General features: G+C 63.9%; 21 protein-coding genes and 1 pseudogene. 10 read left to right on the top strand and 12 right to left on the bottom strand.

What is annotated here, in order from left to right:
• Positions 1-28 precede the first annotated feature (28 nt).
• Positions 29-1,270, top strand: coding sequence for an amidohydrolase family protein (locus tag ADBZ9O_RS06940; RefSeq protein ID WP_526529663.1), 1,242 nt, complete (start codon positions 29-31; stop codon positions 1,268-1,270).
• Here ADBZ9O_RS06940 and ADBZ9O_RS06935 read toward each other — a convergent pair.
• The 9 genes from ADBZ9O_RS06935 to ADBZ9O_RS06895 all read right to left on the bottom strand — a co-directional run bounded on the left by ADBZ9O_RS06935 (position 1,267) and on the right by ADBZ9O_RS06895 (position 11,075).
• Positions 1,267-2,310: an NAD(P)H-dependent amine dehydrogenase family protein gene (locus ADBZ9O_RS06935; protein WP_526529661.1), complete on the bottom strand. Its 1,044-nt coding sequence runs from the start codon at positions 2,308-2,310 to the stop codon at positions 1,267-1,269. The two genes, ADBZ9O_RS06940 and ADBZ9O_RS06935, sit on opposite strands and share 4 nt — an antisense overlap.
• A complete protein-coding gene (locus tag ADBZ9O_RS06930) occupies positions 2,311-3,504 on the bottom strand; it encodes an acyl-CoA dehydrogenase family protein (RefSeq protein ID WP_526529659.1) in 1,194 nt (397 codons plus the stop codon). It lies immediately after the preceding gene.
• Positions 3,505-3,506: 2 nt separating this feature from the next.
• A complete protein-coding gene (locus ADBZ9O_RS06925; RefSeq protein ID WP_526529657.1) occupies positions 3,507-4,574 on the bottom strand; it encodes an acyl-CoA dehydrogenase family protein in 1,068 nt (355 codons plus the stop codon).
• Complete coding sequence (locus tag ADBZ9O_RS06920) at positions 4,574-5,416, bottom strand: amidohydrolase family protein (RefSeq protein ID WP_526529655.1); 843 nt, start codon at positions 5,414-5,416, stop codon at positions 4,574-4,576. The genes ADBZ9O_RS06925 and ADBZ9O_RS06920 overlap by 1 nt, the downstream gene beginning before the upstream one ends.
• Positions 5,417-5,427: 11 nt before the next feature.
• Positions 5,428-7,047, bottom strand: coding sequence for an AMP-binding protein (locus ADBZ9O_RS06915; protein ID WP_526529653.1), 1,620 nt, complete (start codon positions 7,045-7,047; stop codon positions 5,428-5,430).
• Positions 7,048-7,057: 10 nt separating this feature from the next.
• Positions 7,058-8,266, bottom strand: a complete 1,209-nt coding sequence (locus tag ADBZ9O_RS06910; RefSeq protein ID WP_526529651.1) for an amidohydrolase family protein — start codon at positions 8,264-8,266, stop codon at positions 7,058-7,060.
• 26 nt (positions 8,267-8,292) lie between these two features.
• On the bottom strand, positions 8,293-9,111 hold the full coding sequence (locus ADBZ9O_RS06905; RefSeq protein ID WP_526529649.1) for an enoyl-CoA hydratase: 819 nt from the start codon (positions 9,109-9,111) through the stop codon (positions 8,293-8,295).
• Positions 9,112-9,239: 128 nt separating this feature from the next.
• Positions 9,240-10,250, bottom strand: coding sequence for a dihydrodipicolinate synthase family protein (locus tag ADBZ9O_RS06900; RefSeq protein WP_526529647.1), 1,011 nt, complete (start codon positions 10,248-10,250; stop codon positions 9,240-9,242).
• Between the two features lie 15 nt (positions 10,251-10,265).
• Positions 10,266-11,075, bottom strand: coding sequence for an SDR family NAD(P)-dependent oxidoreductase (locus ADBZ9O_RS06895; RefSeq protein ID WP_526529645.1), 810 nt, complete (start codon positions 11,073-11,075; stop codon positions 10,266-10,268).
• Between the two features lie 303 nt (positions 11,076-11,378).
• On the opposite strand from ADBZ9O_RS06895, the gene ADBZ9O_RS06890 reads away from it, so the two are divergent.
• Positions 11,379-12,155, top strand: a complete 777-nt coding sequence (locus ADBZ9O_RS06890; RefSeq protein ID WP_526529643.1) for a TetR/AcrR family transcriptional regulator — start codon at positions 11,379-11,381, stop codon at positions 12,153-12,155.
• Positions 12,156-12,251: 96 nt separating this feature from the next.
• Here the strand turns inward: ADBZ9O_RS06890 and ADBZ9O_RS06885 are convergent, their stop codons facing one another.
• Together ADBZ9O_RS06885 and ADBZ9O_RS06880 are read right to left on the bottom strand one after the other, a co-directional pair.
• Complete coding sequence (locus ADBZ9O_RS06885) at positions 12,252-13,151, bottom strand: enoyl-CoA hydratase/isomerase family protein (RefSeq protein ID WP_526529641.1); 900 nt, start codon at positions 13,149-13,151, stop codon at positions 12,252-12,254.
• 113 nt (positions 13,152-13,264) lie between these two features.
• Positions 13,265-13,363, bottom strand: a pseudogene (locus ADBZ9O_RS06880) (FadR/GntR family transcriptional regulator); the annotation flags it as partial.
• A gap of 92 nt (positions 13,364-13,455) precedes the next feature.
• Between ADBZ9O_RS06880 and ADBZ9O_RS06875 the strand changes: the two are divergent.
• From ADBZ9O_RS06875 to ADBZ9O_RS06840, 8 genes are read left to right on the top strand one after another with little or no spacing between them, the layout of a single operon-like run.
• A complete protein-coding gene (locus ADBZ9O_RS06875; protein WP_526529639.1) occupies positions 13,456-14,307 on the top strand; it encodes an enoyl-CoA hydratase/isomerase family protein in 852 nt (283 codons plus the stop codon).
• A gap of 51 nt (positions 14,308-14,358) precedes the next feature.
• Positions 14,359-15,180, top strand: a complete 822-nt coding sequence (locus tag ADBZ9O_RS06870; protein WP_526529637.1) for an enoyl-CoA hydratase/isomerase family protein — start codon at positions 14,359-14,361, stop codon at positions 15,178-15,180.
• Positions 15,177-15,977, top strand: a complete 801-nt coding sequence (locus ADBZ9O_RS06865) for an enoyl-CoA hydratase/isomerase family protein (RefSeq protein ID WP_526529635.1) — start codon at positions 15,177-15,179, stop codon at positions 15,975-15,977. Before ADBZ9O_RS06870 ends, ADBZ9O_RS06865 begins: the two co-directional genes overlap by 4 nt.
• The gene (locus ADBZ9O_RS06860) at positions 15,977-17,446 is read left to right on the top strand and encodes a class I adenylate-forming enzyme family protein (RefSeq protein WP_526529633.1); all 1,470 of its coding nucleotides are present in this window, start codon (positions 15,977-15,979) and stop codon (positions 17,444-17,446) included. The genes ADBZ9O_RS06865 and ADBZ9O_RS06860 overlap by 1 nt, the downstream gene beginning before the upstream one ends.
• Positions 17,436-19,004: a class I adenylate-forming enzyme family protein gene (locus ADBZ9O_RS06855; RefSeq protein WP_526529631.1), complete on the top strand. Its 1,569-nt coding sequence runs from the start codon at positions 17,436-17,438 to the stop codon at positions 19,002-19,004. The genes ADBZ9O_RS06860 and ADBZ9O_RS06855 overlap by 11 nt, the downstream gene beginning before the upstream one ends.
• Entirely contained in the window at positions 18,997-20,550 is a 1,554-nt protein-coding gene (locus ADBZ9O_RS06850) for a class I adenylate-forming enzyme family protein (protein WP_526529629.1), read from the top strand. Before ADBZ9O_RS06855 ends, ADBZ9O_RS06850 begins: the two co-directional genes overlap by 8 nt.
• Positions 20,547-21,674, top strand: a complete 1,128-nt coding sequence (locus ADBZ9O_RS06845; RefSeq protein ID WP_526529627.1) for an NDMA-dependent alcohol dehydrogenase — start codon at positions 20,547-20,549, stop codon at positions 21,672-21,674. Before ADBZ9O_RS06850 ends, ADBZ9O_RS06845 begins: the two co-directional genes overlap by 4 nt.
• Positions 21,661-23,124: a flavin-containing monooxygenase gene (locus ADBZ9O_RS06840; protein ID WP_526529625.1), complete on the top strand. Its 1,464-nt coding sequence runs from the start codon at positions 21,661-21,663 to the stop codon at positions 23,122-23,124. Before ADBZ9O_RS06845 ends, ADBZ9O_RS06840 begins: the two co-directional genes overlap by 14 nt.
• Here the strand turns inward: ADBZ9O_RS06840 and ADBZ9O_RS06835 are convergent.
• Complete coding sequence (locus ADBZ9O_RS06835) at positions 23,117-24,355, bottom strand: CaiB/BaiF CoA transferase family protein (RefSeq protein WP_526529623.1); 1,239 nt, start codon at positions 24,353-24,355, stop codon at positions 23,117-23,119. The two genes, ADBZ9O_RS06840 and ADBZ9O_RS06835, sit on opposite strands and share 8 nt — an antisense overlap.
• Positions 24,356-24,358: the final 3 nt, after the last annotated feature.

Below are 24,358 nucleotides of genomic sequence, written 5' to 3'. Positions count from 1 at the left end.
TCTGCTCGCCCGAGAAAAGGAAGCCGCTATGACCGAACCCGCCGCACCATTCCGGGACGCGCCGATCTTCGATGCCGACCAGCACATGTACGAAACCGCAGAGGCGTTGACCAAGTACCTGCCCGAAAAGTACCGATACGCGGTGCAATACGGCACCTTCGGTCGCCAGACCCGGATCGTGATCAACAACCGGGTGTCCGATTTCATCCCGAACCCCACCTTCGAGCGGGTCGCCGCACCGGGTGCGCACGAGAAGTTCTTCGCCGGTGAGAACACCGACGGGCAGACCCTGCGTGAGATGCAGGGCGCCGCCATCGAAGCGCCTGCCGCGACCCGGACCCCGCAGGAGCGGGTCAGAGAACTCGACCGCCAGGGTGTGGTGGAGGCGCTGAATTACCCGACGCTGGCCAGCCTGATCGAGCACGCCTCGGCCGATGACCCTCAGCTGACGCTGGCGATCATTCATGCGCTGAACCAGTGGATGGCGGAGCACTGGACGTTCAACTACGACGAGCGAGTGTTCACCACACCGATCATCAATCTCTCGGAGGTCGACGCCGCCCAGCGTGAACTCGAATACCTGCTCGCCAACGGTGCCAAGGTGGCACTGATCAAACCCGGTCCGGTCAACGGCCTGCACGGCTGGCGTTCCCCCGCGCTCCCGGAATTCGATCCATTCTGGCGCGATGTCGAGTCCGCCGGCCTGCCGATCGTGCTACATGCGAGCTACCCGCCACTGGACGACTACATCGGCAGGTGGGAACCGCCGCACACGCAGAACTTCATGAAGCAGAGTGCTTTTCGCTGGATGGCGCTGGGCCACCGCGAGATCGCCGATATGATCACCAGCCTGATCTGCCACGGCACATTGACCCGTTTCCCCAAGCTGCGGATCGCCAGTGTGGAGAACGGCAGCGGCTGGATTTTCCCGCTGTTCGCAGATTTCGAAGATCTGTACAAGAAGATGCCGCAGAACTTCCCAGAACATCCGCACGACGTCTTCCGGCGCAATATCTGGGTGAGCCCGTTCTGGGAGGGTTGTGTCTCTGATGTCGTCAACACCGTCGGCTGGGACAAGGTGATGTTCGGTTCGGACTACCCCCATCCCGAGGGACTCGCTGAGCCCAAAGGTTTCTGGAAGTACGCCGAGGGTATGGACGTGCGGCGGACCTACGATTTTATGGGCGATAACGCCAGGCGTTTCATGGGTCTGCCCATCGCCAATCCCGACCCGGCAGCGGTCAAACCACCGGCCTTTGCTCAGGTTTAGAGCGAGACCAAACCCCTTGGTAGCGGGAGGATATCGGCGTAAGTGATGATTCCCGGCTCGGCGGCTACCACTTTGGGGATGGCGTTGACCGCGGGCATCGCGGTCAGAATCATCGGCAACCGCATGAAATCGTTGACAGTAGTGCCCTTGAAATCAGGCGGCGGTGAGATATCGAGTTTGACGTTGATATTGGGGCAGCCGTCGACCTTGATCCGGTGACCGGTATAGATCGGCCAGTCCGGGTCAAGGGTCTGCCCCTTACGCCAAACGAAGCGCAGCTCAACGACGCTGCGGCCGTCCACTTTTCCGTGCCAGCTAAAGGCGATGCCCGCAACACATCCCGCGTTGATGGTCCAGGATCCGAGATCGACATCTGCGGTGGTCTGCGCGTAATCGGCTTCGCAGACGACCTCGTCGAACTCGATGCCGAGCACATCGCCGAGCAGATGCACGGCATCGATGAAGACATCGGTGGCCTTGGTCGTCATCGCCAACAACCCGGGAGTGTCGATCGGATAGGAGAACCCGACCGGGATTTCAGTGGCGGGTGAGTCGTAGCCGCTGATATCCGCCTCTTCGATGACGGTGACCTTGTCCACGCGGTCGCAGCCCCCGGCGGCGACGATCGCCAGCAGGTCAACCAACCCCGGGTTGATCCCCGAGCCGAAGATCGACGAGCCACCGCGGTGGCATGCCTGCACAATGCGCTGCCTGCGCTCCTCCCCCAGCGAATGTCCGGTGATGAACGCGGCTGTGGTCACTACGTTGACACCCGATTCCAGGATATGCGCCAGCTCGTCGACGTTGATCCACATCGGGTTGTACACAACGCAATCCGGTTTCAGGGCCAGTAGAGCGTCGATATCGGCGGTGGCCAGGACACCGGTCGGGCCAAGACCGCTAAGCTCGCCGGCATCACGACCGACTTTGTCCGGCGCCCAGGCGAAGCAACCAACGAGGTCGAAATCCGGGTGCGCGACGATGCACTGCACCGACTGTTTGCCGACATTGCCCGTCGTCCATTGCACGACACGCAGCATCTAAGACACCTTGGTGAACGGTGGTGAATAGTTCGGCTTACCGAGGCCGAGGACGTGCTGGGCGATCATGTTGCGGAACACTTCCAGCGTTCCGCCGTAGATCCCGGCGAGCGGGGCAAACCGGTAAAGGTATTCCGCGGCACCATTATCGGCGGCACCCTCGGTCTCGATGGGCAACAACGCAGCCGGCCCGGCGATATCCATCAGGTCCGAGCCGATATCCCGCATGGTCTGCGCCAACGCCACTCTGCCGAAAATGCTGGACGCCGACAGCGACGCCTCCAGCCGGGCGGCACTGCGGCCGAGCCGGTAGGCGACGGAACCGTCATCGATCGGCCGGTCACCGCCTGGTCCTGCCTGCGCGACGTTGGCGGCGACGGCATCGACTGCCGCCGCCATGAATCCACCCTGATGCGCCATGATCGACACATCGGCAAGTCCGTCGTCGGCCGAGGCGACCGCACCGTGTTCGGCGTCCAATGGTCCGCGCAGTACCGTCCAGCCTCCGTTGACCTCACCGAGCACATACTTGTCGGAGACCCGGACATCGCTGTAATAGACGATATTGGTCCGGTCACCGTCGACGGTCCGGATGCCCTGGATCTCGATACCGGGCAGGTCGAGCGGCAGCAGGAACATGGTCAGGCTCTTATGTTTCTGGGCCTGCGGGTCGGTGTTGGTGATCAGGAAGGTGTACTGGCAGTTATGGGCTCCGGTGGTGAACATCTTGGAGCCGTTGATGATCCAGCTGTCGCCGTCGCGGACCGCCCTGGTCTTGCAGGTGGCGATGTCGGAACCACCTTCAGGCTCGGTGTAGCCCAGGCACATTCGGACTTCTCCGCTGAAAACTCCTGGCATCACCTCCGCGACCAACTCTGGTTTGCCGAATGCGGCCACCGAGCGGGCCACCATGGCGGTGGTACCCCACGTCACCCACGGCACATGCGCCCGTCGTTTCTCCAGCTCCCAGATGCGGCGACGAATCCGGCTGAACCCGCCCTCCTCGACTGGCTTCCACTCGGCTTCGAGATAGCCAGCGGCACCGAGCGCCAGGTGGACAGCTTCGTCGAAGTTGTCACCGGTCTCACGGTCGCGGCGACGGACCTCCTCGGTCACGTGCGCTGCCAGGAAAGTCCTGACCTCGTCGAGGAAGGCCTGGTCGTCGTCGTCGAGTTCTACCCGGCTGAAATCCATTGTCAGACCTCCTGAATTGATTCGCGAGCCGCGATGATCTCGCCAACCCTGCGAGCGCTGGCCCCAGGATCGCCGCCGGCCAGGGCCCAGCCTCGCGCGCGCACCAGATATGCCGATGCCGCTGCCTCCACGGAGACACCGAGGCCGCCCTGGATGTGGACCGCCATGGTCGCCGCCTTCGCCGCTTCTTCGGCCATGTAGACGAAGGCGCATCCGGCCAGCTCAGGTCGTTCGGCGGGTTCGTTGTCCAAGAACCACGCTGCGCGACGGGACAGGTTGCGCCCGCCCTGCACGACGATGGCGATATTGGCCAGCGGATGCGAAATCGCCTGCAGCGTTCCGATCGGCACCCCAAGGGTGTAGCGCGATTTGGCGAAATCCGTTGCGATGGTCATCGTCTGTTCCACCAGGCCGGTGAGGGCCGCCGCGGTCAGCACCCGCCACTCGTCGAGCGCTGTCTCGTAGGCCGCGACCGCATCGGCACCCGAGCCGAGCACCGTCGTGCTGTCCGCGGCAGCGGGATCCACCCACGCCATCGGCATCTGGCCCAGATTGTTCACCCGGTCGGGTCGGGATGCGAAGCCCAACTGGACCACTGAATCGCCGTCCCTGACGATGATCACGTCGGCAACCGAACCTGCCGGGATCAGCCGGGCGCCAGGTCGCGGCTGCAGCTGCGGGTCGAGACTCACGATCCGGGCGCCGGTCACGACTTCGTCGTCTACCTGTCCGGGGCGACCGTCAACGTTCCCCAGCCGCTCCAACAGCCGCGCCGCGCAGACATGGTCGATCCACGGCACCGGTGCCAGTACCCGGCCCAGTTCCTCGGCCACCAGCGTCAGGTCCACCAGGGTGGCGCCGTCACCGCCGGCAGCCTCGCCGATCGCCATCGACGAGGCCCCCATGGCGCACAGCCGCTCCCACAGGCTTTTGTCGAAGCCCGATTCCTGTGCGGCCCAGACCACTTCGATGGAACAGTGGCTGCTCAGCAGCTGCCGATACGCTGTCGCCAGGTCTTTGTGGTCTTCGGTCAGGCTGTAGTCCAGCCGTCGTAACTCGTAGCGATCCATCAGCTCTGCGCTCCTGCGAAGAAGAATTCGTCGGCGTTGTTGTACAGGTAGTTGTCCAGCACCTCAGGCGGTAGGTCAAGCCCCTTGGCCTCCGGAATGACCCGGCTCTGGCGCAGTACCGGCCAGTCGGAAGCGAAGATGACCTTCTTCGGTCCACGAGTGCGCATGTAGTGCAGGAGACTCTCGGGCAGGCGTTTCGGTGACCATGCCGATGTCATCAGCCGCAGGTTCTCGTACTTGATCAGCATCCGGATCGCAATATCCCACCATGGGTCGGCCCCGTGAATCATGCACAACCGCAGTTCCGGGAAGCGCACGCAGACCCGGTCGAGGTGAATCGGGTTCTGCACTTCACCGGGGATCGGCGGGCCTGGCATACCGGTGTTCACACATAACGGCAGGTCGATTTCCGCGCACTTGGCGTACAGCGGGTAGTACACGGCATCACTGGGCGGGTACTGCCCATCACCCCAGAAGCTGGGTCCAACAACGGTATACGCGACGGGCAGGTCGGCCACCACCGCGGTCAGCTCACGCAGCGAACTGACCGGGCGCAGCAGATTCAACCCGCCCATCGCCAGCGCAAAGCGATCCGGACGGGCCTCGACGAACTTTCGCGCGGTCACCGACGGTTTGGCGATGTTATCCATCAGAATCGCCTTGGTGACGCCGTGAGTATCCATCTCGTCGAGCAGTTCGGTGAGGTCCACCGGGTCGAACATCGACGTGGGACCCTTGAAGTAATCGTCACGCACCTTCGTCATGAACTGCGGCTGATGTTCGGTCTCACCGAAGTGCACATTTACCAGACAGTCGATGGTTCGCTGAGCGGTTTTCGTCATCGCAATCGTCCCTATCCCGCTATTGCCGACTGTGTCGCAATGGTTTTAGCCCAGCGATAGTCGGCCTTACCGTTGCCGAGCCTGCGAATCTGACCCACGATGATGAATGCCTTTGGCGCCTTGAACCGCGCCAGCTCTGCTGTGCAGTGCGCGTACAACACCTCATGCTCGACGCGGGCGCCGTCGTGCAATGCCACCAGCGCCACCACTTCCTGGCCCCATCGTTCGCTGTCCCTGCCGACCACCAAGGCATCGGCGACATCGGGATGCGCCCGCAGCACCTCTTCGATCTCCTCGACGAACACCTTCTCTCCGCCGGTGTTCACCACCAGTGAGTCCCGACCGAACAGTCTCAGCGTCCCGTCCGCCTCGACGGATGCCCGGTCCCCTGAGATGACCAGCCGCTGTCCCTCGACGGTGGGGAATGTCGTGGCGGTGGCTGCAGGATCATCGAAGTAGCCCAACGGAATCCGGCCGGTCCGCGCCACCCAGCCGATATCGGGATCACCGGCGTCGAGGAATCTGGCGTAGTCCTCGGACAGCACCAGTCCACCGGCCCGGAACGCGAACGTGTCGGCATGCGTGCCGCGTTGGCTGTGCCCGAAGCCCATATTGCCGGTCTCCGAGGATCCGTAGCCGTTGATCAGCGTGATCTGCGGCAGGTATTCCAGAAGCGCCTGTTGGTGTTTGAGGTTGGTGGCCGCACCGCCGGTCCCGATGGCGAACAGCGACTGCAGGTCGTAGCTGCGGCGACCGAGTTCCTCGACGATCGGGGCGGCATAGGCGTCTCCGACCATCGTCATCAGCCCGACCTTCTCGCGCTCGGCAGTCTCAAGCACAACCGCCGGATCGAACTTGCGCTGGGTGTCGGACAGCACCACAGTGATCCCGGACAGGACCGCCGAGAACGCCGTCCACATGCCGGCCGCATGCATCAACGGGGACACCGCGAACCATGGGGCACCACCGTTGCGCACCTTCTGGTGGATCTCGTCGACCGCCGCGTGATCGTCGCCGTTCATCGATGACACGTACATGTCGCTCTGGCGCCAGAGCACGCCTTTCGGACGTCCGGTGGTCCCGCCAGTACAGATCATCAGCAGGTCATCCGGCGACGGCGTATTGCCATGGTCCGAATCACCCCGCGCCAGTGCATCATCGAGGGTGACGGCAGTTGGCAACTCGGGATAGTCGCTGCCGTCGTCGATCGAGATCAGCAGGTCGGCGCCGTCACAGGGCAGCACGTCGGCGAATTTCGCCCCCAGCGACCGGTGGTAGATGACGCCGCGGGGTTTGACGTAGGCCAGCAGGTCGGCGACTTCACGCGGCGTGTAGTAGTGGTTGACATTGACCGGGATGGCGCGCGCCTTCAGACATGCGATGACCATGTCCGGGTACAGGTCGTTGTGCATGATCAGGGCGACCCGATCCTGGCCGCACTCCCAGTTGCCCAGGTCACCGCGCTCGGTATGTGCACCAAAGCCCTGCGCGGCAAGATAATTCGCCAGTCTGCGGGTTCGCTCCGCTGATTCGGCGAAGGTGCTGCGCCTGTCGCCACAGATCGTCATCACCCGGTCCGGCACTGCCTCGGCGACCGCATCGAGCACCGCGCCGAGAGTCCATTCGCTCACGTGCGCGCGCTTACGCGTTGGCGGTGATGTCGGCGCCGAGCAGGGTCAATGCGTTATCCCGCATGACCTTTCGGGTGTCCTCGGCACAGAACTGGGGGAACTGCGGAATGTCGGCGGTGAACGTCATCGGATCGGCAAGCCCCTCGCCATGCGGCCAGTCCGAGCCGAACATGATCTTGTCCACCCCGATGGTGTCCGCCAGGATCTGCACGTCGTCCTCGTAGTACGGCGCGATCCAGACGTGGTTACGCAGCTGCTCCACCGGATCCTCTTTGAAATGCTTCGTGTTGCTGTTCGCCGCCTTCTGCAGCCGCTTGATCAGCCGGTAGACGAAGTACGAACCGTTTTCGATGCTGGCGACCTTCAACTTCGGGTGGCGGGTGAAGACCTGGTGCACAATCAGCGAGGCCATCGTGTCGTGGATCGCCCGGTCGTCCATGATCACCATGTCCAACGGATCCCGTTTGCCGAACCCCTCGAAGGTGTCCTTGCCACCCCACAGTGCCGGAACCGCCATGTAACCGCTGTCGGAAAGGTGGAAGCCCACCGGCACACCGGCTTCGGCTAGTCGCGCCCAGACCGGGTCGTGCAGCGGGTCGCCCAGCGACCGCGGCTTGACCACACCGGGCACCGGCGCCGGCCGCACCAGGACCATCTTCGCGCCACGGTTGAGCACGAACTCGACTTCTTCGACCGCTTTGTCGGGATCGGCCAGCGAGATCATCGGCGCCGAGATGAACCGGTGGTCGGGCCGGTCGAAGCCCCAGTCCTCGTCGAGCCACAGGTTGAAGGCGTGCAGCGACACCATCGTTGCTTCGACATCGCCTTTGAGCGCTTCCTCGACGCCGCAGGCGAAGGTCGGCAGCATGAACACCGTCTCCAGGTTCTGCTTGTCCAGGATCTTCACCCGCGCCTCGCGGTCCCGATACTCAGGATGTTCCGAGATCCGGTCGACCTTCATCAACGATGCCGGGTCGACACCCTCGGGGATCTGCCCACGGAACAACAGGTCGAGACAACCCGGTTCGATGATCGGGTCGAACGTGGGGTTCGGGATGAACGTGTTGACCTTGCCGCCCATCACCGCCCAGGTGCGCTTGCCGTCCTGGTACATCTGTACGCCGCGACGTTTGAACTCTTTGGGTAGATGCCGAGTGAACGAATCGGTCGGCTCGTAATAGTGGTTGTCGCAGTCGATTGCGCGATAATCCAGCGTCATTTTCTGGTGTCCTCTCGGGTCCAACGTCACACGCTCAAGGGCGGGAAATTCGGGGTGCGCTTCTCGAAAAAGGCGGTGATGCCTTCGATGAAATCGGGCCGCTGCATCGAATCGTGCATCAACTTCTCGGCCTTGTTGCTGGTCTCGACGATCTGCATGCCTGCGTCGGCGTACAGCTGCTGCTTCATCACCGCCAGCGAGCTGGGTGCGCAGTTCGCTGCCATCTCGTCGGCGTAGGCCAGGACCCGGCTCATCAGTTCCTCGCCCGGCACGACTTCCTTGACCAACCCGAGCTCGGCGGCCTCTTCTGCGAAGAATGTCCGTCCGCTCAGCAACAGTTCGGTGGCGGCACCCCAGCCCACCAGCCGCGGCAGGATCCAGCTGATGCCGTACTCGGCGATCAGCCCGCGCCGTGCGAACGACGTGGTGAACTTCGCCCCGGCGGCGGCGAAGCGGATATCGGCCATCAGCGCCTGCGACAACCCCATACCGGCGACCGAACCGTTGATGGCCGCGATGACGGGCTTGCTCAGCTGCGTCAGAAAGTAGGGGTGCTTCTCGGCGACGAGTGCGCTGACATCGGTCTGATTGGCCGACTCAACGGTGACGGCCGAGATCGTGCTCAGTCCGCCCATGTCTGCACCGGCGCAGAAGGCCCGGCCGCTGCCGGTGATGACGATGACCCGCACCGCCGGATCCGACTCGGCGGCATCGATGCCGGCATAGAAACCCGATGCCAGCGCCCCACCCCAGGCGTTCATCCGTTCCGGCCGGTTGAAGGTCAGAATGGCCACGCCGGAAGCGCGTACCTCATAGAGCACTGCACTGTCATCGGCAACGCTCATCGAGTCGATCCTCCCGATATTTTGCCTGCGGAAACGGCGCTAACACTGGCTCATACTGTATACCTATCGGTAGTGGGTTCCGCAACCACCGTCCGCGCCCCGCCCAACCATCGGGAAACGCCAGCCCGCTAAGGGTTTTCGAGCAGTCCGAGGCGCCGGTAAGCGGCCTCGATCTGATCCTTGGCACGTGCCGGTAACTCCGCCTGCGGCGCCCGCGAATGTGGATAGTCGCCGATGGGCAGTCCCAGTAGTGCGGCGGCATGCTTGAAGGCGCCGCCCCAATGGGTGAAGTAGTCGGCCCGGCCGGGGTAGCAGACGAACACCGAGCCCATGTCCAGGTCGAATTGGTCCATCCCCGACTCGCGGGCGTAATCGATTGCCTCCGAGAGCTTGTCGTTGTATACGAGGTCCCAGTATGGAGCCAGTATCCGGCGCTGTGGCGTCTCGTGCAGATATCCGACCGTGCCCAACTGGGCAGGGCAGACGATGCCGGCGCGCAGCCAACCGGCCCGATACACCGTGAGGTCGCATTCCCAGATCACCAGGTCCGGCGCCAGCTCGTGGAGCCTGCGACTGTTCTGCGGGCGGAAGGCGCCCTCCTTGGTGGCACACACCGCCGGAATTTCGGCGAAGATGCGTGCGCTCTCGGCTGCGGTGAGCACATAGCCCGACGAAGGCGAGTTGAACATGCCCAGCGCGATATCGGTGCGATCGGCCACGTAGTGGAAGAAGCGAAGAACCCCCTCCCCACCGTGCGCCTCCATCATCGGGGTCTGGAGATAGGCGATATCGGCGCCTACCGCCTGCGCGTGCAGGGTCAGCTCGACGCAGTCCTTGGGCGACATGGCGGCGGTACAGGCCTGCACAACGAGATCTGGATTGATTGCGCGTCCTTCTTCGATCGCTATCTCTAGCAAGCGCTTTCGCTCGGGGAGAGTCAACGACCAGAACTCGGCTACCCCGCTGGTGCACCACAGCATTGGATGACCAAGGTCAGATACGCAGTGGCGCACCAGAGTTCGGTAGGCCGCCCAATCGATATCCTCGCCGTCGGGACCGCTGAACGGCGTGTAGAGCGAGTCTCCGATACCGCGCAGACTGCTCTGCGCCCAGGTGCGGGCGTCCCGTGCGTTGGCCACTGGGCCTCCTTGGATTCAGGTGAAGTCGGAGCCACCATCGACGTTGACGTTCGCGCCGGTCATATACGAATTGCGCCGAGATGCCAGAAAAGCCACCACGGGACCGATCTCCTCTGGCAGACCGGCGCGAGGCAGGTGGGCCGGATGCCCGTAGTGCTCGGCGATGGCCGCCATCAACGCATAGGGATCATCACCGTCGACCCCGACGGTCGACGCCCAGTTGATCAGCCCGGCCGAAGCGACACTGCCCGGGGAGACGACGTTGACCAGGATCTCGTCCTTGGCCAGCAGTAGTGACAGGTTCTTGGACACGCTGGTCAGCATGGATTTCGCCGCGGTGTAGGCGGGCAGGACGACGCTCTGACGTTGCGTCGACGTAGCCGAGAAGTTCACGATGCGCGCCCACCCCCCTGAATGGACCGCCTTCCGCAGCAGTGGCAGCGCCGACCGGACACAGCGCACCATCGACATCGCTCCGTCGTCGACGGCCTCGAACCACTGGTCATCGGTGAGCACCTCGAAACTGCCCTGGACGCTCGGGCCGACGGAGTTGATCAGGATGTTGAGCTCGCCATCCCAGCGCCGCCCGACCTCCTCGAAGGCATGCTCGACGGACGCGCCGTCGCCCGCGTCGGCGACGATCCCGACCGCATCAGGGCTGCCGCGGCCGAGCAAGTCGGCCACCGCCTCGTCGAGACCATCGCGCGACCGTGCCAGGACAGCCACGCGAGCCCCGTCATCAGCCAGGCACCTCGCTGCCGCCAGCCCCATCCCGCGACTGCCACCGACCACCACTGCCGTCGCGTCCCTGAGTCCCAGATCCATGGTGGTTCGGTTATATCACCGCTGGAAATCTCCGCCGCGGTTAATACCAAACTACTTACTATAAGAGCTACAGTAGGAGCGCAAGAACCAGGGTGAACATCGTTCTTGTGCTGTGTCGCTCATCTCAGCCGGCCGCGCAAGGTCCGGCCGACGGGATGGCTACCGGTAAGGTTGACGGGGCTGTTGAGTGGCGACACGCACTCGTGGACTCGTTCGCCCGCCGATAGCCGGTAAATTTTGACCGATCGCCCCAGAACGCGGCGAGCCTGCACAAGCGGGATGAATGTCGATGGAGGTGCCCTGGTGGCAAAGCAGGCGACCGCCGATAAGCGGCAACGACGCGAGCGCGGCTCCATCAACCCCGATGACATCATCAAGGGCGCCTTCGAACTCGCCGAGCAGGTCGGTATCGACAACCTGAGTATGCCTTTGCTTGGCCGTCACCTCGGGGTCGGCGTGACGAGCATCTACTGGTACTTCCGCAAGAAGGACGACCTGCTCAACGCGATGACGGATCGGGCACTGCGCACCTACGTATTCGCCACGCCATATATCGAGGCCGACGATTGGCGCGAGACGCTGCGCAATTACGCGTGGACGATGCGAAAGACGTTCATGGGCAATCCGATCCTGTGCGACCTGATCTTGATCCGCTCGGCGCTGAGTCCTAGGGCCGCCCAACTCGGCGTCCTGGAAGTGGAGAAGGCGATCGCCAGCCTGGTCGAGGCGGGCCTGTCTGCCGAGGATGCCTTCGAAACATATTCCGCGGTCTCGGTGCACGTCCGTGGTTCGGTTGTGCTGCAGCGACTCTACGAGAAGAACCTCGCCATCGGAGATGGAGCGGGGGCCCAGCTCGACGACCGGATGGCCATCGACCCCGACAGCACACCGCTGTTGGCCAAGGCCACCGCGGACGGCCTGCACCGGATCGCCACCACCGATGACTCCAACTTCGAGTACGCGCTGAACTGCCTGCTCGACCATGCCGAAGGGCTGATCAACGGCACCCGCGCCGGCACCAAGAAGCCCAAGACCGCCAAGCCCGCCACCCGCCAACGCAAGGCGGCCGCAGCCAGCTAGTTTGGCCGTCGAACCCCGCCGAACGTAACGGGGTGGCGGTACATCGCGTGTCCGACCGCCGTGTGGTTACAGTCGGCGGTTTCCGGGGTCCAGACGTCAGAAGCCCTCAGGCTCCGGCACGTGAAAGTGTTCGTCGCGCAACCGGAATGCTTCTTTGGTGCCATGCTGAGCTCTGGTCTTGACGAAGTTGAATTCACCCGGGGAGAACTGCAGGTTCGTGCCGTAGGCGTGGAACAGGTAGCTCGCCACCTCTTCGCCCTGATAGGCCTGACTCTGCTCGACCATCCGGAACGCTTCCTTGGCGATCACCACGCCGTCGGCGGGCATCTTCGCTACCTTCTCCGCCCAGTACCGGGCTCTTGCGGTGACCGCCGCGGCACTGCATGTCTCGGTGAAAATGCCGAGGTGCTCGAAAGCGCCCGCCTCGATGATGTCGCCCGTCAGTAACAACCGTCTGGACTGCACCGGGCCCAGTCGGTGGAAGAACATATGCAGACTGCCCAGAGCCGGGCCGAGGAATCTGGTGGCGGGCATGCCGATTCGGGTGTCGCGGGCGATCACCGAGATATCCATCATCAAGGCCATCTCGAATCCGCCGCCGAGTGCGTATCCGCTGATCTCACCCACCGTCACCTTCGGGAATCCCATCAGATTGTGATAGAAGCCAAATGACTTGCGGTCCACGGTAAGACGCCTTCGTTGGCTGGGGCGTGACTTGGGCGGCGGCGCGTCCGACTGCGAGTGCTTGTCGCCGTACCAGCCGTAGGCGTTGTTCATATCCGCCCCGGTGCTGAACACGCCGTCGGTGCCGCGCAGCAGCACCACTGTCAGGTCGTCATCCTCGGCGACGATATCCAGGCAGCGCGCCACGCTGTCACGCATACTCGCGTCATAGGAGTTGCGTTGGGTGGGGTTGTTGAGGGTGATGGTGGCGATGCGGTGCTGCGCATCGACCTCGAAGAGAACGCGATCATCGGTGCTGTCCGAGACGGTCATCGTCCAGATTCCTTCCTGTAGTGCCGAAGGTCAGATCGGCGTGGGAAATGAGCTTCGCCTCGATGGGCTTATCCGCCCCATTGGCAAGGGCGTTGGTGCCTGACGCCGAACTGACCGAACTGACCGAACAGGCTCTCCTGCGAGGGCAGGATGTCGTCGCGCAGCCGCGATGCCACGATCTCGGCGACCCGTGGTTGCCGGATCCGGTTCACATGTGGCCTTTCCTTGCTAACTTGTACAGGATAGTAATTGAATCGCCTACTGTATGGGTAACCGTATGGTTTAGGAAAGGTCCGGAGCAGCGATGAGTGACAGCGAAGTTACCCATCCGGACCCCCACGGCTCCCACCCCCCGCCCGACGACTCCCACGGTGCGGTGACCGCGGAACGCGACGCTGCTATCCTGCGGATCACCCTGGACCGCCCGGCGCGGCGCAATTCGTTGGACCGCAGCATGATCGACGCGCTGGTCGCCATCCTCACCGATGCCGCCGGCGATGACGCCCTGCGCGCCATCGCCATCAGTGGCGCGGGTGAGGATTTCTGTACCGGCGTCGACTGGGTGGCCACCAACAGCTCCGGTCAACGACCTCGGACCGGTGATCTCGTGCGCCGCATCCCGACCACCGCGAACCGTGCCATCGAGCTGATCGCCTCGATCCACCTGCCTGTGGTCTGCACCGTGCGCGGCTGGGCCGTCGGCTTCGGCGCCAACCTGGCGCTGGCGGCGGATTTCACGGTGGCCGAATCCAGTGCCACGCTGTGGGAGCCGTTCGTGAATCGGGGGTTCAGCCCAGACTCGGGATCTACCTGGCTCCTGCCCCGGCTGGCCGGGCTGGCCAGAGCCAAGCGGATGCTGTTGCTCGGTGAGAAAGTCAGTGGCGCCGACGCTGCCGACTGGGGGTTGATCCACAGCGCCGAGGCACCCGATGAGCTGGACGCCACAGCGGAGGACCTGCTGACCCGGCTGGCTGCCGGACCGACCGTCGCCATCGGGATGGCCAAACAGGCGCTCGCGTACGGCCAGCATGCCACCCTGGGCCAATCGATGACGCAGGAACTCTACAACCTCGAACTTTCTTGTCGCACTGCAGACTTCAAAGAGGGCCTGGCGGCGTTTCGCGAACGACGCGAACCGGACTTCCAAGGCCGCTGAGCTCGTGGCCTATTCCGCAAAGCCCAGTCCTGCGCAATCGAAGGGATCCAGATGTCCGCACCATCGGCGGGACCGTTCAGCACGATCACATACGAGACGAACGGTCATACGGCCACCATCACGTTGAATCGGCCCGAGGCGCTCAACGCACTGAGCCCGTTCATGATCACCGAACTGCGGGCCGCGTACGCGCAGGTGGAAGTCGACGACAATATCTGGCTGATGATCGTCACTGCGGCGGGACGGGCATTCTGCACGGGCGCGGATGTCAGCGAGATACCCACCGATGGAAAGGTTCTCAACGAGAAGCCCTACCTGTCGACCTACGAGCAGTGGGAGGCTCCGCAGGAAGGTACGCCGCCGTTTCGGCAGATGGCGAAACCGGTACTGGTCGCGGTGAACGGGATCTGTTGCGGGGCCGGGCTCGACTGGGTCACTACCGGCGATATTGTCATCGCCTCGGATAAGTCGACGTTCTTCGATCCGCACGTCAGCATCGGTCTGGTGGCCGGGCGCGAGATGGTGCGCCTGGCCCGCGCACTGCCCCGCTCGGTGGCGCTGCGGATGGCATTGATGGGCAAACACGAACGAATGAGTGCGGATCGCGCCTATGAGCTGGGCCTGATCACCGAGATCGTCGAACACGATCGACTGCTCGAACGTGCACATGAGATCGCCGATATCGTCAATTCCAATGCGCCCCTGGCAGTTCGGGGCACCCGATTGGCGATTCACAAGACGTTGGACTTACCCTTGCATGAGGGTGAAATCCTGGCCGAGACCTTCCGCGAACGGGTCGTTCGCACCCAGGACGCCCTGGAAGGCCCGCTGGCGTTCACCGAGAAGCGCGCCCCCGTTTGGCAGTGCCGATGAGCACCCAGGCGGCGCAACCGTTCGAGACGGTAACGCTGGAATTCGACCGCACCGACCACGTCGCGACCATCACGCTGAACCGGCCGGACCGGCTGAACACGTTCAACCGCACCATGTGCGAGGAGATGCAGGCGGTCTGGCGGATCGTCAAACTCGACGAGGGCACCAACGCCGTGGTGCTTCGGGCTGCGGGAACCAGAGCGTTCAGCGCGGGCCTGGATATGAAGTCCGATTACGGACAGCCGGACAATGTCTGGAACCACGAAGACCCCGGTGAGCTGCTGAGCCCAAAGTGGCAGAAGATGTGGAAGCCCGTGGTGTGTGCCGTCCAGGGCATGTGCACGGCCGGGGCGCTGTACTTCGTCAACGAGGCCGATGTCGTCATCTGCTCGCAGGGTGCCACCTTCTTCGACTCGCATGTGACAGCGGGCCTGGTGTCGGCGCTGGAGCCGATCGGCCTGATGCGTCGAATCGGCCTCGGCGACACCCTGCGCATGGCGTTGCTGGGCAACGATGAGCGGGTCAGCGCCGAGACCGCGCTGCGGATCGGCCTGGTGACGGAAGTGGTTAGCGAAGAGGAACTCTGGGCTCGTGCCAACGAGATCGCAGCCACGATCGCGGCCAAACCACCCTCAGCCACCCAGGGCACCGTCAAGGCCATCTGGGAGTCCCTGGATAAACCGTACCGGGCGGCCCTCGACCAGGGTCTCATCTATACGCGGCTCGGCAACCCGCTGGGCAAGGCCGAACTTGCGGCCCAGCCGAACATCGCCAAGGGTGCACCGCGGATCCGTTGATGACACATCCGCTATCCCGAAGAATCGCCGACGTCCTCGATTTGGATCCGGCGGCACAGGCAATCCAGTACGACGGCCTCTGGCTGCGCTGGGGGCAGCTCGGCGACTACGCCCGTCAGATCGCCGTGCTGGCAACTCAATACACCGAGAATCGGCATCCCCACGTCGGCATTTTGCTGCGTAATCAGCCCGTGCACGTCGCCGCTGTGCTGGGGGTGCTACTCAGCGGTGGCACGGTGGTCGTGATCAATCCATCCCGCGGTGACGATCGGACCAGAGCTGATATCAGGGCGCTCGACCTGCCGCTCGTCATCGGGCTGGCCGACGATATCGCCCGCCTGGTGCAGCCGGCACCAGGCACGACGGTGGTCACGATCGCCGATCTCGATGCGGTTCCCACGATCACCGTCGGGACGGCGCAAGCCGATCCCGGCCGACCTGGTGTCGCGGTCTGGATGCTGACCAGTGGTACCACCGGGCCGCCTAAGCGGGTCGACCTCACCTACGACATGCTGGCCCGTAGCGTGATGGGGGCCGCACCCGAAAAGTCAAAGACACCAACCGAACTCCGGCGCGGTGTAGCCATCGTCAACTCTCCGCTGGTCCATGTCGGCGGCGTTTTCCGGGTGCTGTTGTGCATCGCCGAGGCGCGGCCGTTCGTGTTATTGCCCAGATTCGATCTGGATCTGTGGGCACAGGCCATCCGCGAGCACCAACCGCGTGCTGTCTCGCTGGTGCCGACCGCGCTGCGGATGGTCTTGCATTCGGAACTGACGCGGGCAGACCTGGCCAGCGTGCGGGCCGTCACCTCCGGTACCGCACCGCTATCGGCCGATGACGCCGATGCTTTCACCGAGAAGTTCGGCATCCCGGTGCTCACCTCCTATGCCGCCACCGAATTCGGTGGTGGGGTGGCGAGCTGGACGCTGGCCGACCATCAGCGCTACTGGGCTGATAAGCGCGGCAGTGTCGGACGGGCCAACCCAGGTGCACACCTGCGGGTGGTCGATGACAACGGAGACCCCGCGCCGCCAGGTGAGCAGGGTCTGCTCGAGGTGAGACCCGCTCAGCTCGGCGCCGACGCGGACTGGATACACACCACCGATCTGGCCAGGATCGACGGCGACGGATTTCTGTGGATCCTCGGTCGGGCCGACCAGGCCATCATCCGCGGTGGCTTCAAGGTGATGCCCGATGACGTCCGGGCCGCACTGGAGAGCCATCCGGCGGTACGCGGCGCCTCGGTGGTCGGCCAACCCGACCACCGCCTTGGTGAAACTCCGGTGGCACTGCTCGAATTACGCGAGGGCGCCCAGGTGGCAGATGGCGAATTGGTCGAGTTCCTCCAGACGCGGCTGGCCCGTTATGAGATACCCACCGATTTTGTGATCGTCGACGACATACCGCGGACCCCCTCCGGTAAGCCCGACCTCGGGGCGGTTCGAAGGTATTTCGGGCATGGCCGCTGATCCCTTGACCGTCGGCGGCGTGCTCCGCGACCAGCGGCGCCGCGGCACCAAGCCGTTGCTCGTCTGCGATGACGTGCGAATCAGCTACGTCGATGCCGAGCACCGCTCGGCCCGACTTGCCCGGCGGCTGATCGGCTTGGGCGCCGGGAAGGGCACCCACGTCGGGTTGCTGTACCCAAACGGCGTCGAGTTTGTTGTCGCCATGCTGGCCGCCGCGCGTATCGGCGCCGTCGTGGTGCCCTTCTCCACCTTCCTGACCACCTCGGAGTTGCGTGACCAACTGGTCAGCGCTGATATCGCGATCATGCTGACCGCCGCGTCGTACCGTTCGCACGACTACATCAGCCGCCTGGACGAGGCCGTCGGTGGCGTCGACTTTGCCTCCGCGGAGCCACTTTTCCATAGTTTGGTACCGGCCTTGCGGCATATTGTCGTCGGCACCGAGCCGCCGGCGGTCCTCATCGGAACTGTGGGCGACCACGTCCAGACCGGGCTCGAAGTCGATGTCAGCGCGGCCGATCCGTTGGCCATCATCTACACCTCCGGTTCGACCGGACCACCCAAAGGGGCGGTGCACACCCACGGTGCCCTGCTGGGCCACCAGCGCAATCTCAACGAGATCCGCGGGCTGACAGAATCGGAAACGCTGTTCAGCAACTCCCCGTTCTTCTGGATCGGTGGATTCGCCTTCGGGTTGCTCGCCACAGTGCTTGCCGGCGCGACGCTGGTCTGCTCCAACGCGACCGACCCCGGTGACACTCTCGACCTGATCGATGCCGAGCAACCCACCATGACGAACGGATTCGTCTCCGCCATAACACATCTGACCCGGCACCCGAGTTTTGCCACACGTCAGTTCACGGCGACCCGTGGCAATCTGTATCCGATCATGGCGCCGGGGTGTCGACCCCACGACCCCATGCTTCGGCACAATATGCTCGGGATGACCGAGGCCGGCGGTGTGCTGCTGCTCTCCGGCGACGAAACCGACCAACCCGAGCATCGGCGCGGATCCTATGGCCGGTTGGCGCCGGGATTCGAAGCGACGATCATCAACGTCGAAGTCGGCGAGAGTGGCGAAATCGGCGAGCTGTGCATTCGCGGCCGCTATCTCATGCAGGGGTATTACGGTCGCAGCCGCGAGGAGTGTTTCGATGCTGATGGCTGGTTTCACACCGGTGACCTGGTGCGCACCGACGACGACGGCTTCTACTACTTCGTCGCCAGGGCCGGGTCGATGATCAAAACCGCAGGTGCCAATGTCACCCCCGCCGAGGTGGAGCGGACCCTGCTGTTAGCGTGCGCCGGTATCACCGGCGAGGTCTCGGTTCATGTTCTGGGACTGCCTGATTCGCAACGCGGCCAGGTGGTCGCCGCGCTGATCGCTCTGGAGGACCCCAGCGAGTTCGACGAGAGCGCCGTCCGCCGCGCGCTGCGCACGCAACTGTCCGCGTTCAAAGTGCCAAGGGTGTTCGTGACGTGTCAACGTGCCGATATCCCGCTGCTGTCCAGCGGGAAGGTCGATATGCCCAGTCTGGCAAGACTGTTCGATGTCTGAGACCGTCGACGCCGTCCTTCGACGGCACGCGGGAGCGACCCCGGAGAAGTCGATGGTGATCGACCCGGACGATCGACTCAGCTATCGCGAACTGGATCAGAGCACCCGCGCGCTGGCTGCCAGACTGATCGCCGCCGGCATCACCAAGGGCACCCGTGTCGGGCTCGTCATGCCCAATGGCACGCGCTGGGTTCAGATTGCGTTGGCCGTGACCAGGATCGGCGCCATCCTTGTCCCACTGAGCACTCTGCTCCGCCCGCCCGAGCTCGTCGCGCAACTGCAGACCGCCTCGGTGCAGTATCTGATCGCGGTAGAGGAGTTTCGCGGCCACCGCTACCTCCAGGAACTGGCCCAGAAAGTACGCGGTGCGCCGTCGCTTCTTCCTGCGTTGCGACAGGTGTTGTCCGCCAACCACTTACCCGACGATCCCGGCCCCCTACCGCTCGTTGATGCACTGGCCGCCACGGTGCGGCCCGCTGATTCGCTGGCAATCGTCTTCACCTCAGGTAGCCGGGGTACCCCGAAAGGGGTCATACACAGCCACGGGAATGCCCTGGCTGCCGTGGCTGCCGGTCTTTCGGCCCGATGCATCACCGCGGACACCCGGCTGTATCTGCCGATGCCCTTCTTCTGGGTAGGCGGATTGAGCGCCGGAATACTGACCGCACTGGTGGCCGGTGCGACGCTGGTCACCGAGCCTTGGCCGGAGCCAGCGGAGACGCTGCGGCTGCTCGCACGTGAACGGGTCACCCTGTTCCGTGGCTGGCCCAATCAAGCTGAAATTATTGCGCGCCAAGCTATTACCGCGGGGGCCGACTTGTCGGCCCTTCGGCCCGGCAGCCTGGAGGCATTGCTGCCCCCGCAGGTGCGCGCACCCGCCGGTGCCAGGGCGAATCTCTTCGGAATGACCGAATCGTTCGGTCCTTACTGTGGATATCCGGCCGATACCGATATGCCCGCCGAGTCGTGGGGTAGTTGCGGTAAACCGTTCCCCGGTATGGACGTTCGCATCGTCGACGTCGATGCCGGCGCAGTGGTCGCGACCGGCACACCGGGCATGATCCAGATCCGCGGCCGCCACGTCATGCGCGGTCTCTGTGGGCGTTCGCGCGAAGAGGTGTTCACCGCCGACGGTTTCTACTCCACCGGTGATCTCGGCCATCTCAACGCATCCGGCTTCCTGTTCTACCAGGGTCGATCAGACGATATGTTCAAGGTGAACGGGGCCACGGTCTATCCCGCCGAGGTTGAACAGGCGCTGCGCGGCGTCAGCGGGGTGCGCGATGTGTGGGCCACCAATATCCCTGGCCCCGAGGGTGATCAGGTGGGCGCGGCCGTGGCCTGCGATACCGCAACCGTCACCGTTGCCGCGCTGCGCACTGCGGCCAAGAAGCGACTGAGCTCCTTCAAGGTGCCCACTGTCTGGCGGCTGCTCGACGATGACAGTGCCATTCCGCGTGGGTCGACAGGCAAGGTCGATGTGCCGCGGTTACGTGCCCTATTGGCAGAAGCATCTCCCCCACCGACGAATGGAGACCGACGATGAAGACCAAAGGCGCCCTGGTCTGGGATGCGGACCAGCCGTGGTCGATCGAGGAGATCGAGATCGGCGACCCACGCAAAGGTGAGGTCAAGGTGCAGTTGGAAGCGGCCGGGCTGTGCCATTCCGACCACCACCTGCTGACCGGTGATATCCCGACCGCGGCCTACCCCATCCTCGGCGGGCACGAGGGTGCCGGGATCGTCACCGAGGTGGGCGACGGCGTCGAAGGACTCACGGTGGGGGACCACGTGGTGATGTCGTTCATCCCGGCCTGCGGCTCATGTCCGGCGTGTCAGGCCGGCATGCGCAACCTGTGCGATCTCGGGATGGGTCTGCTATCCGGCGCCTCGGTATCCGACGGTTCGTTCCGGGTGCAGGCCAAGGGACAAAACGTCATTCCCATGTCGCTGGTCGGCACGTTCTCCCCCTATGTGGTGGTGCATCAGACATCGGTGGTGAAGATCGATCCGGCCATCCCCTTCGCGGTGGCCTGCCTGGTGGGCTGCGGGGTCACCACTGGCTACGGATCCTCGGTCCGCAGCGCCAAAGTGGGACCTGGTGACGATGTCGTCATCGTCGGTGTCGGCGGTGTCGGCAACGCCGCACTACAGGGGGCAAAGATCGCCGGCGCCAGAAGGATTTTCGCGATCGACCCGGTGGAGTGGAAACGCGATCAGGCCCTGAAGTTCGGCGCCACCCACGCGTATCCGGATGTGGCCACCGCGCTGACCGGTATCGCGACGGTGACCGAGGGACGGATGTGTAAGAAGGTGATCGTCACCGTCGGCAGAACCGAGGGACGCGACGTCGAATCCTGGATGTCGTTGACCGCCAAAGGGGGTACCTGCGTACTGACGGCGATGGGTGCCGTCCTGGCCACTGATGTCACACTGAATCTCGCTGGGTTGACGCTGCTGCAGAAGAGCCTGCAGGGCAGCATCTTCGGAGGGGGGAACCCCCAGTTCGACATCCCCGAACTCCTGACGCTGTACACGCTCGGCCAGCTCAACCTCGACGATATGGTCACCCGCGAGTACCGGCTCGAAGAGATCAATGACGGCTACCGCGACATGCTCGAGGGCCGCAATATCCGCGGAGTCATCCGCTATACCGATGCCGATCGCTGACCAGACGGCGGGCGCCGACGTCCGCATTGCCATCATCGGTGCCGGTTTCGGCGGTCTCGGCGTGGCACTTAAATTGCAGCGGGCGGGATTTGAGAATTTCACGGTGTACGAGCAGGCGCCCGACGTCGGCGGCACCTGGTGGCAGAATACTTATCCCGGCGTGGCCTGCGATGCGCCATCGCATATCTACAGCTTCTCCTTCGCGCAGAACGTGGACTGGTCGAGGCGGTTCGCACCGGGGGCTGAGATACAGGCCTACCTGCGGCGGTGTGTCGACGGGGCCGGCATCGCCGGGAAGATCGTGACCGGCGCACAGGTCGTCAGCGCCAGCTGGTCCGGCACGGACTGGCAGATCGAACTGGCCGATGGCCGTCGTGCACACGCTGAGGTCCTGGTTCCCGCCGTCGGTCAGCTGACCGTCCCCGCCGCGCCAGACCTGCCTGGGCTGAACAGTTTTCGCGGTCCCGCGTTCCACACCGGTAGCTGGCGACATGACGTCGACCTGACCGGCAAACGGGTCGCTGTCATCGGTACCGGCGCCAGTGCCATTCAAGTGATCCCGGCCATCGCACCCGAGGCCGCTCACGTCACCGTGTTCCAGCGCACCGCGCCCTACGTGTTCAGCAAGGCTGACACCATCTACTCCCAGCGGTTGCACCGTCGGTACCACGCACTGCCAATCCTGAAATCGGCTAGCAGGCTGGCCATCTGGACCTATTTCGAATTCGTGACGGCGATGTTCACCAGGTGGCCGGCGGTGCTCGACCTACTGGGCCGGCTCCATCGCAGAGTATTGCGGACCCAGGTTGCCGATCCCGTCCTGCGTGACGAACTCCAACCCGATCTGCGCATTGGATGTAAACGGATCCTGATTTCCGACGACTACTACGACACCCTTGGGCGTCCCGATGTAACGGTGGAGACCGCGGCGATCGACCAAATCACCGAAACCGGTATCGTCACCGCAGCCGGGACCCACACCGCCGATGTGATCGTATTCGGCACTGGTTTCACCACAACACCTTTCGTGTCGAGTATCGCGATCTATGGCCGTGGTGGCGTCAGCCTGTCCGAGACCTGGGCGCAGCGGGCCAATGCCTTCCTGGGAATATCCGTTCCGCGGTTTCCCAACATGTTCCTGGTGTACGGACCCAACACCAATCTGGGCTCGGGGTCGATCATCTACATGCTCGAATCGCAGGCCGACCATATCATCGCCGCCGTGCGGACCATCTCAGCGCGGGCCGGCACAGTGTTGGAGATCAGCGACAGGGCCAGCATCCGATTTCAGGGTGCCATCGCCGCGCGACAGATTCGTACGGTATGGCAGGGCTGTCGCAGCTGGTACCTCGATGACCGTGGTCACGATACGCACAACTGGCCATGGCTGATGAGCACCTACCGGCGGCGCACCCGGAGGATACGCACGCAGGACTACACGATCAGATGATCGAGCGCTCCCGCAAGCCTGCGATCTGTTCTCCTGCATAACCGATTTCGCGCAGGACATCGTCGGCATGTTCGCCCAATAGCGGAGCGCGGTGGCGGATGGTGCCAGGCGTCGCCGACATCCGGAACGGTGTTTCGATGATCGGCACGTCACGGGCTGCGCCCGGGAACGGTACCCGGTGCAGATAACCCATCGCCTGGATATGCGGATCGTCGAGGACATCCTGCGTGGAATGCATTGGTGCGGCGGGCAATTTCGCAACCTGCAGCAGGTCGAGGATCTCGGCTTTGGTCCTCTCGGCACACCAGTGGGCCATGATGTCGTTGAGGGTGTCGCCGTTCTCCCAGCGCAGATCATCGTCGGCGAACCGCGGATCATCGAATAGTTCTTCGCGTCCGACCAGTCGGCACCACCGCTTGAACATCGGCTGACCGGCGATCTGCAGCAGCACCCACCCGTCGTCCTTGGCGCGGTAGAGATCACATGGCGCGACCGACGTGCCGCGATTTCCCATCCGGGGTTTGTCCACGCCGAGCAGGTCGCGTTCGATCACAAACGCGTTCGACAACATCAACGCGGTCGGTAGCAGCGCCCCCTCCACATGCTGCCCGACTCCCGTGCGGTCGCGGTGATACAGAGCCATCATCACGCCGATCGTCAGGGTCAGTGCCGTGCCGAAGTCCGCGTAGGGCACCACAGTTCGGATCGGCTGCTCGGGCAGGCCTTGCCGGTAGGTGGCCCCGGACAGCACCTGGCCGGCACCGTCGAAACCGATCCGGTCGCTGTACGGTCCGCCCTCACCGAACGCCGTGGCACTGGCCAGGATGATGTCCGGCTTGATCCCGCGTAGCGTCTCGTAGTCCAGGCCGCTGGCACGCATACCCGCAGCAGGCATGTTGGCGACGACGATATCGGCCTGCGACACCAGCCTGCGGGTGATCTCCGCACCTTCGGGCGTGGTGGAGTCCAGTGTCAGCGACCGCTTGTTGCGATTGCATTGCAGGAAGGTGCCACCCTCGCCGCTTTCGGTGACCGCCTGCACCCATCTGTCTTCGCCGCCTTCGCGTTTCTCCACGCGCAGCACATCGGCACCCATATCGGCCAGGATCGCGCTGCACCAGGGCGCGGCGATGAAGCGACCGTAGTCGAGCACCCTGATGCCCTCCAGGACGCCAGCCCCCAGAACGCCAGTGCGCTCACCCGGATCGTGAGCCGCACCAGCGTCCACCATGAC

It is taken from the genome of Mycobacterium sp. (assembly GCF_965229105.1).
GTDB lineage: Bacteria > Actinomycetota > Actinomycetes > Mycobacteriales > Mycobacteriaceae > Mycobacterium.
Note: the sequence above shows the minus strand (reverse complement) of the source record. Positions and strands in the feature narration are given on the sequence as shown.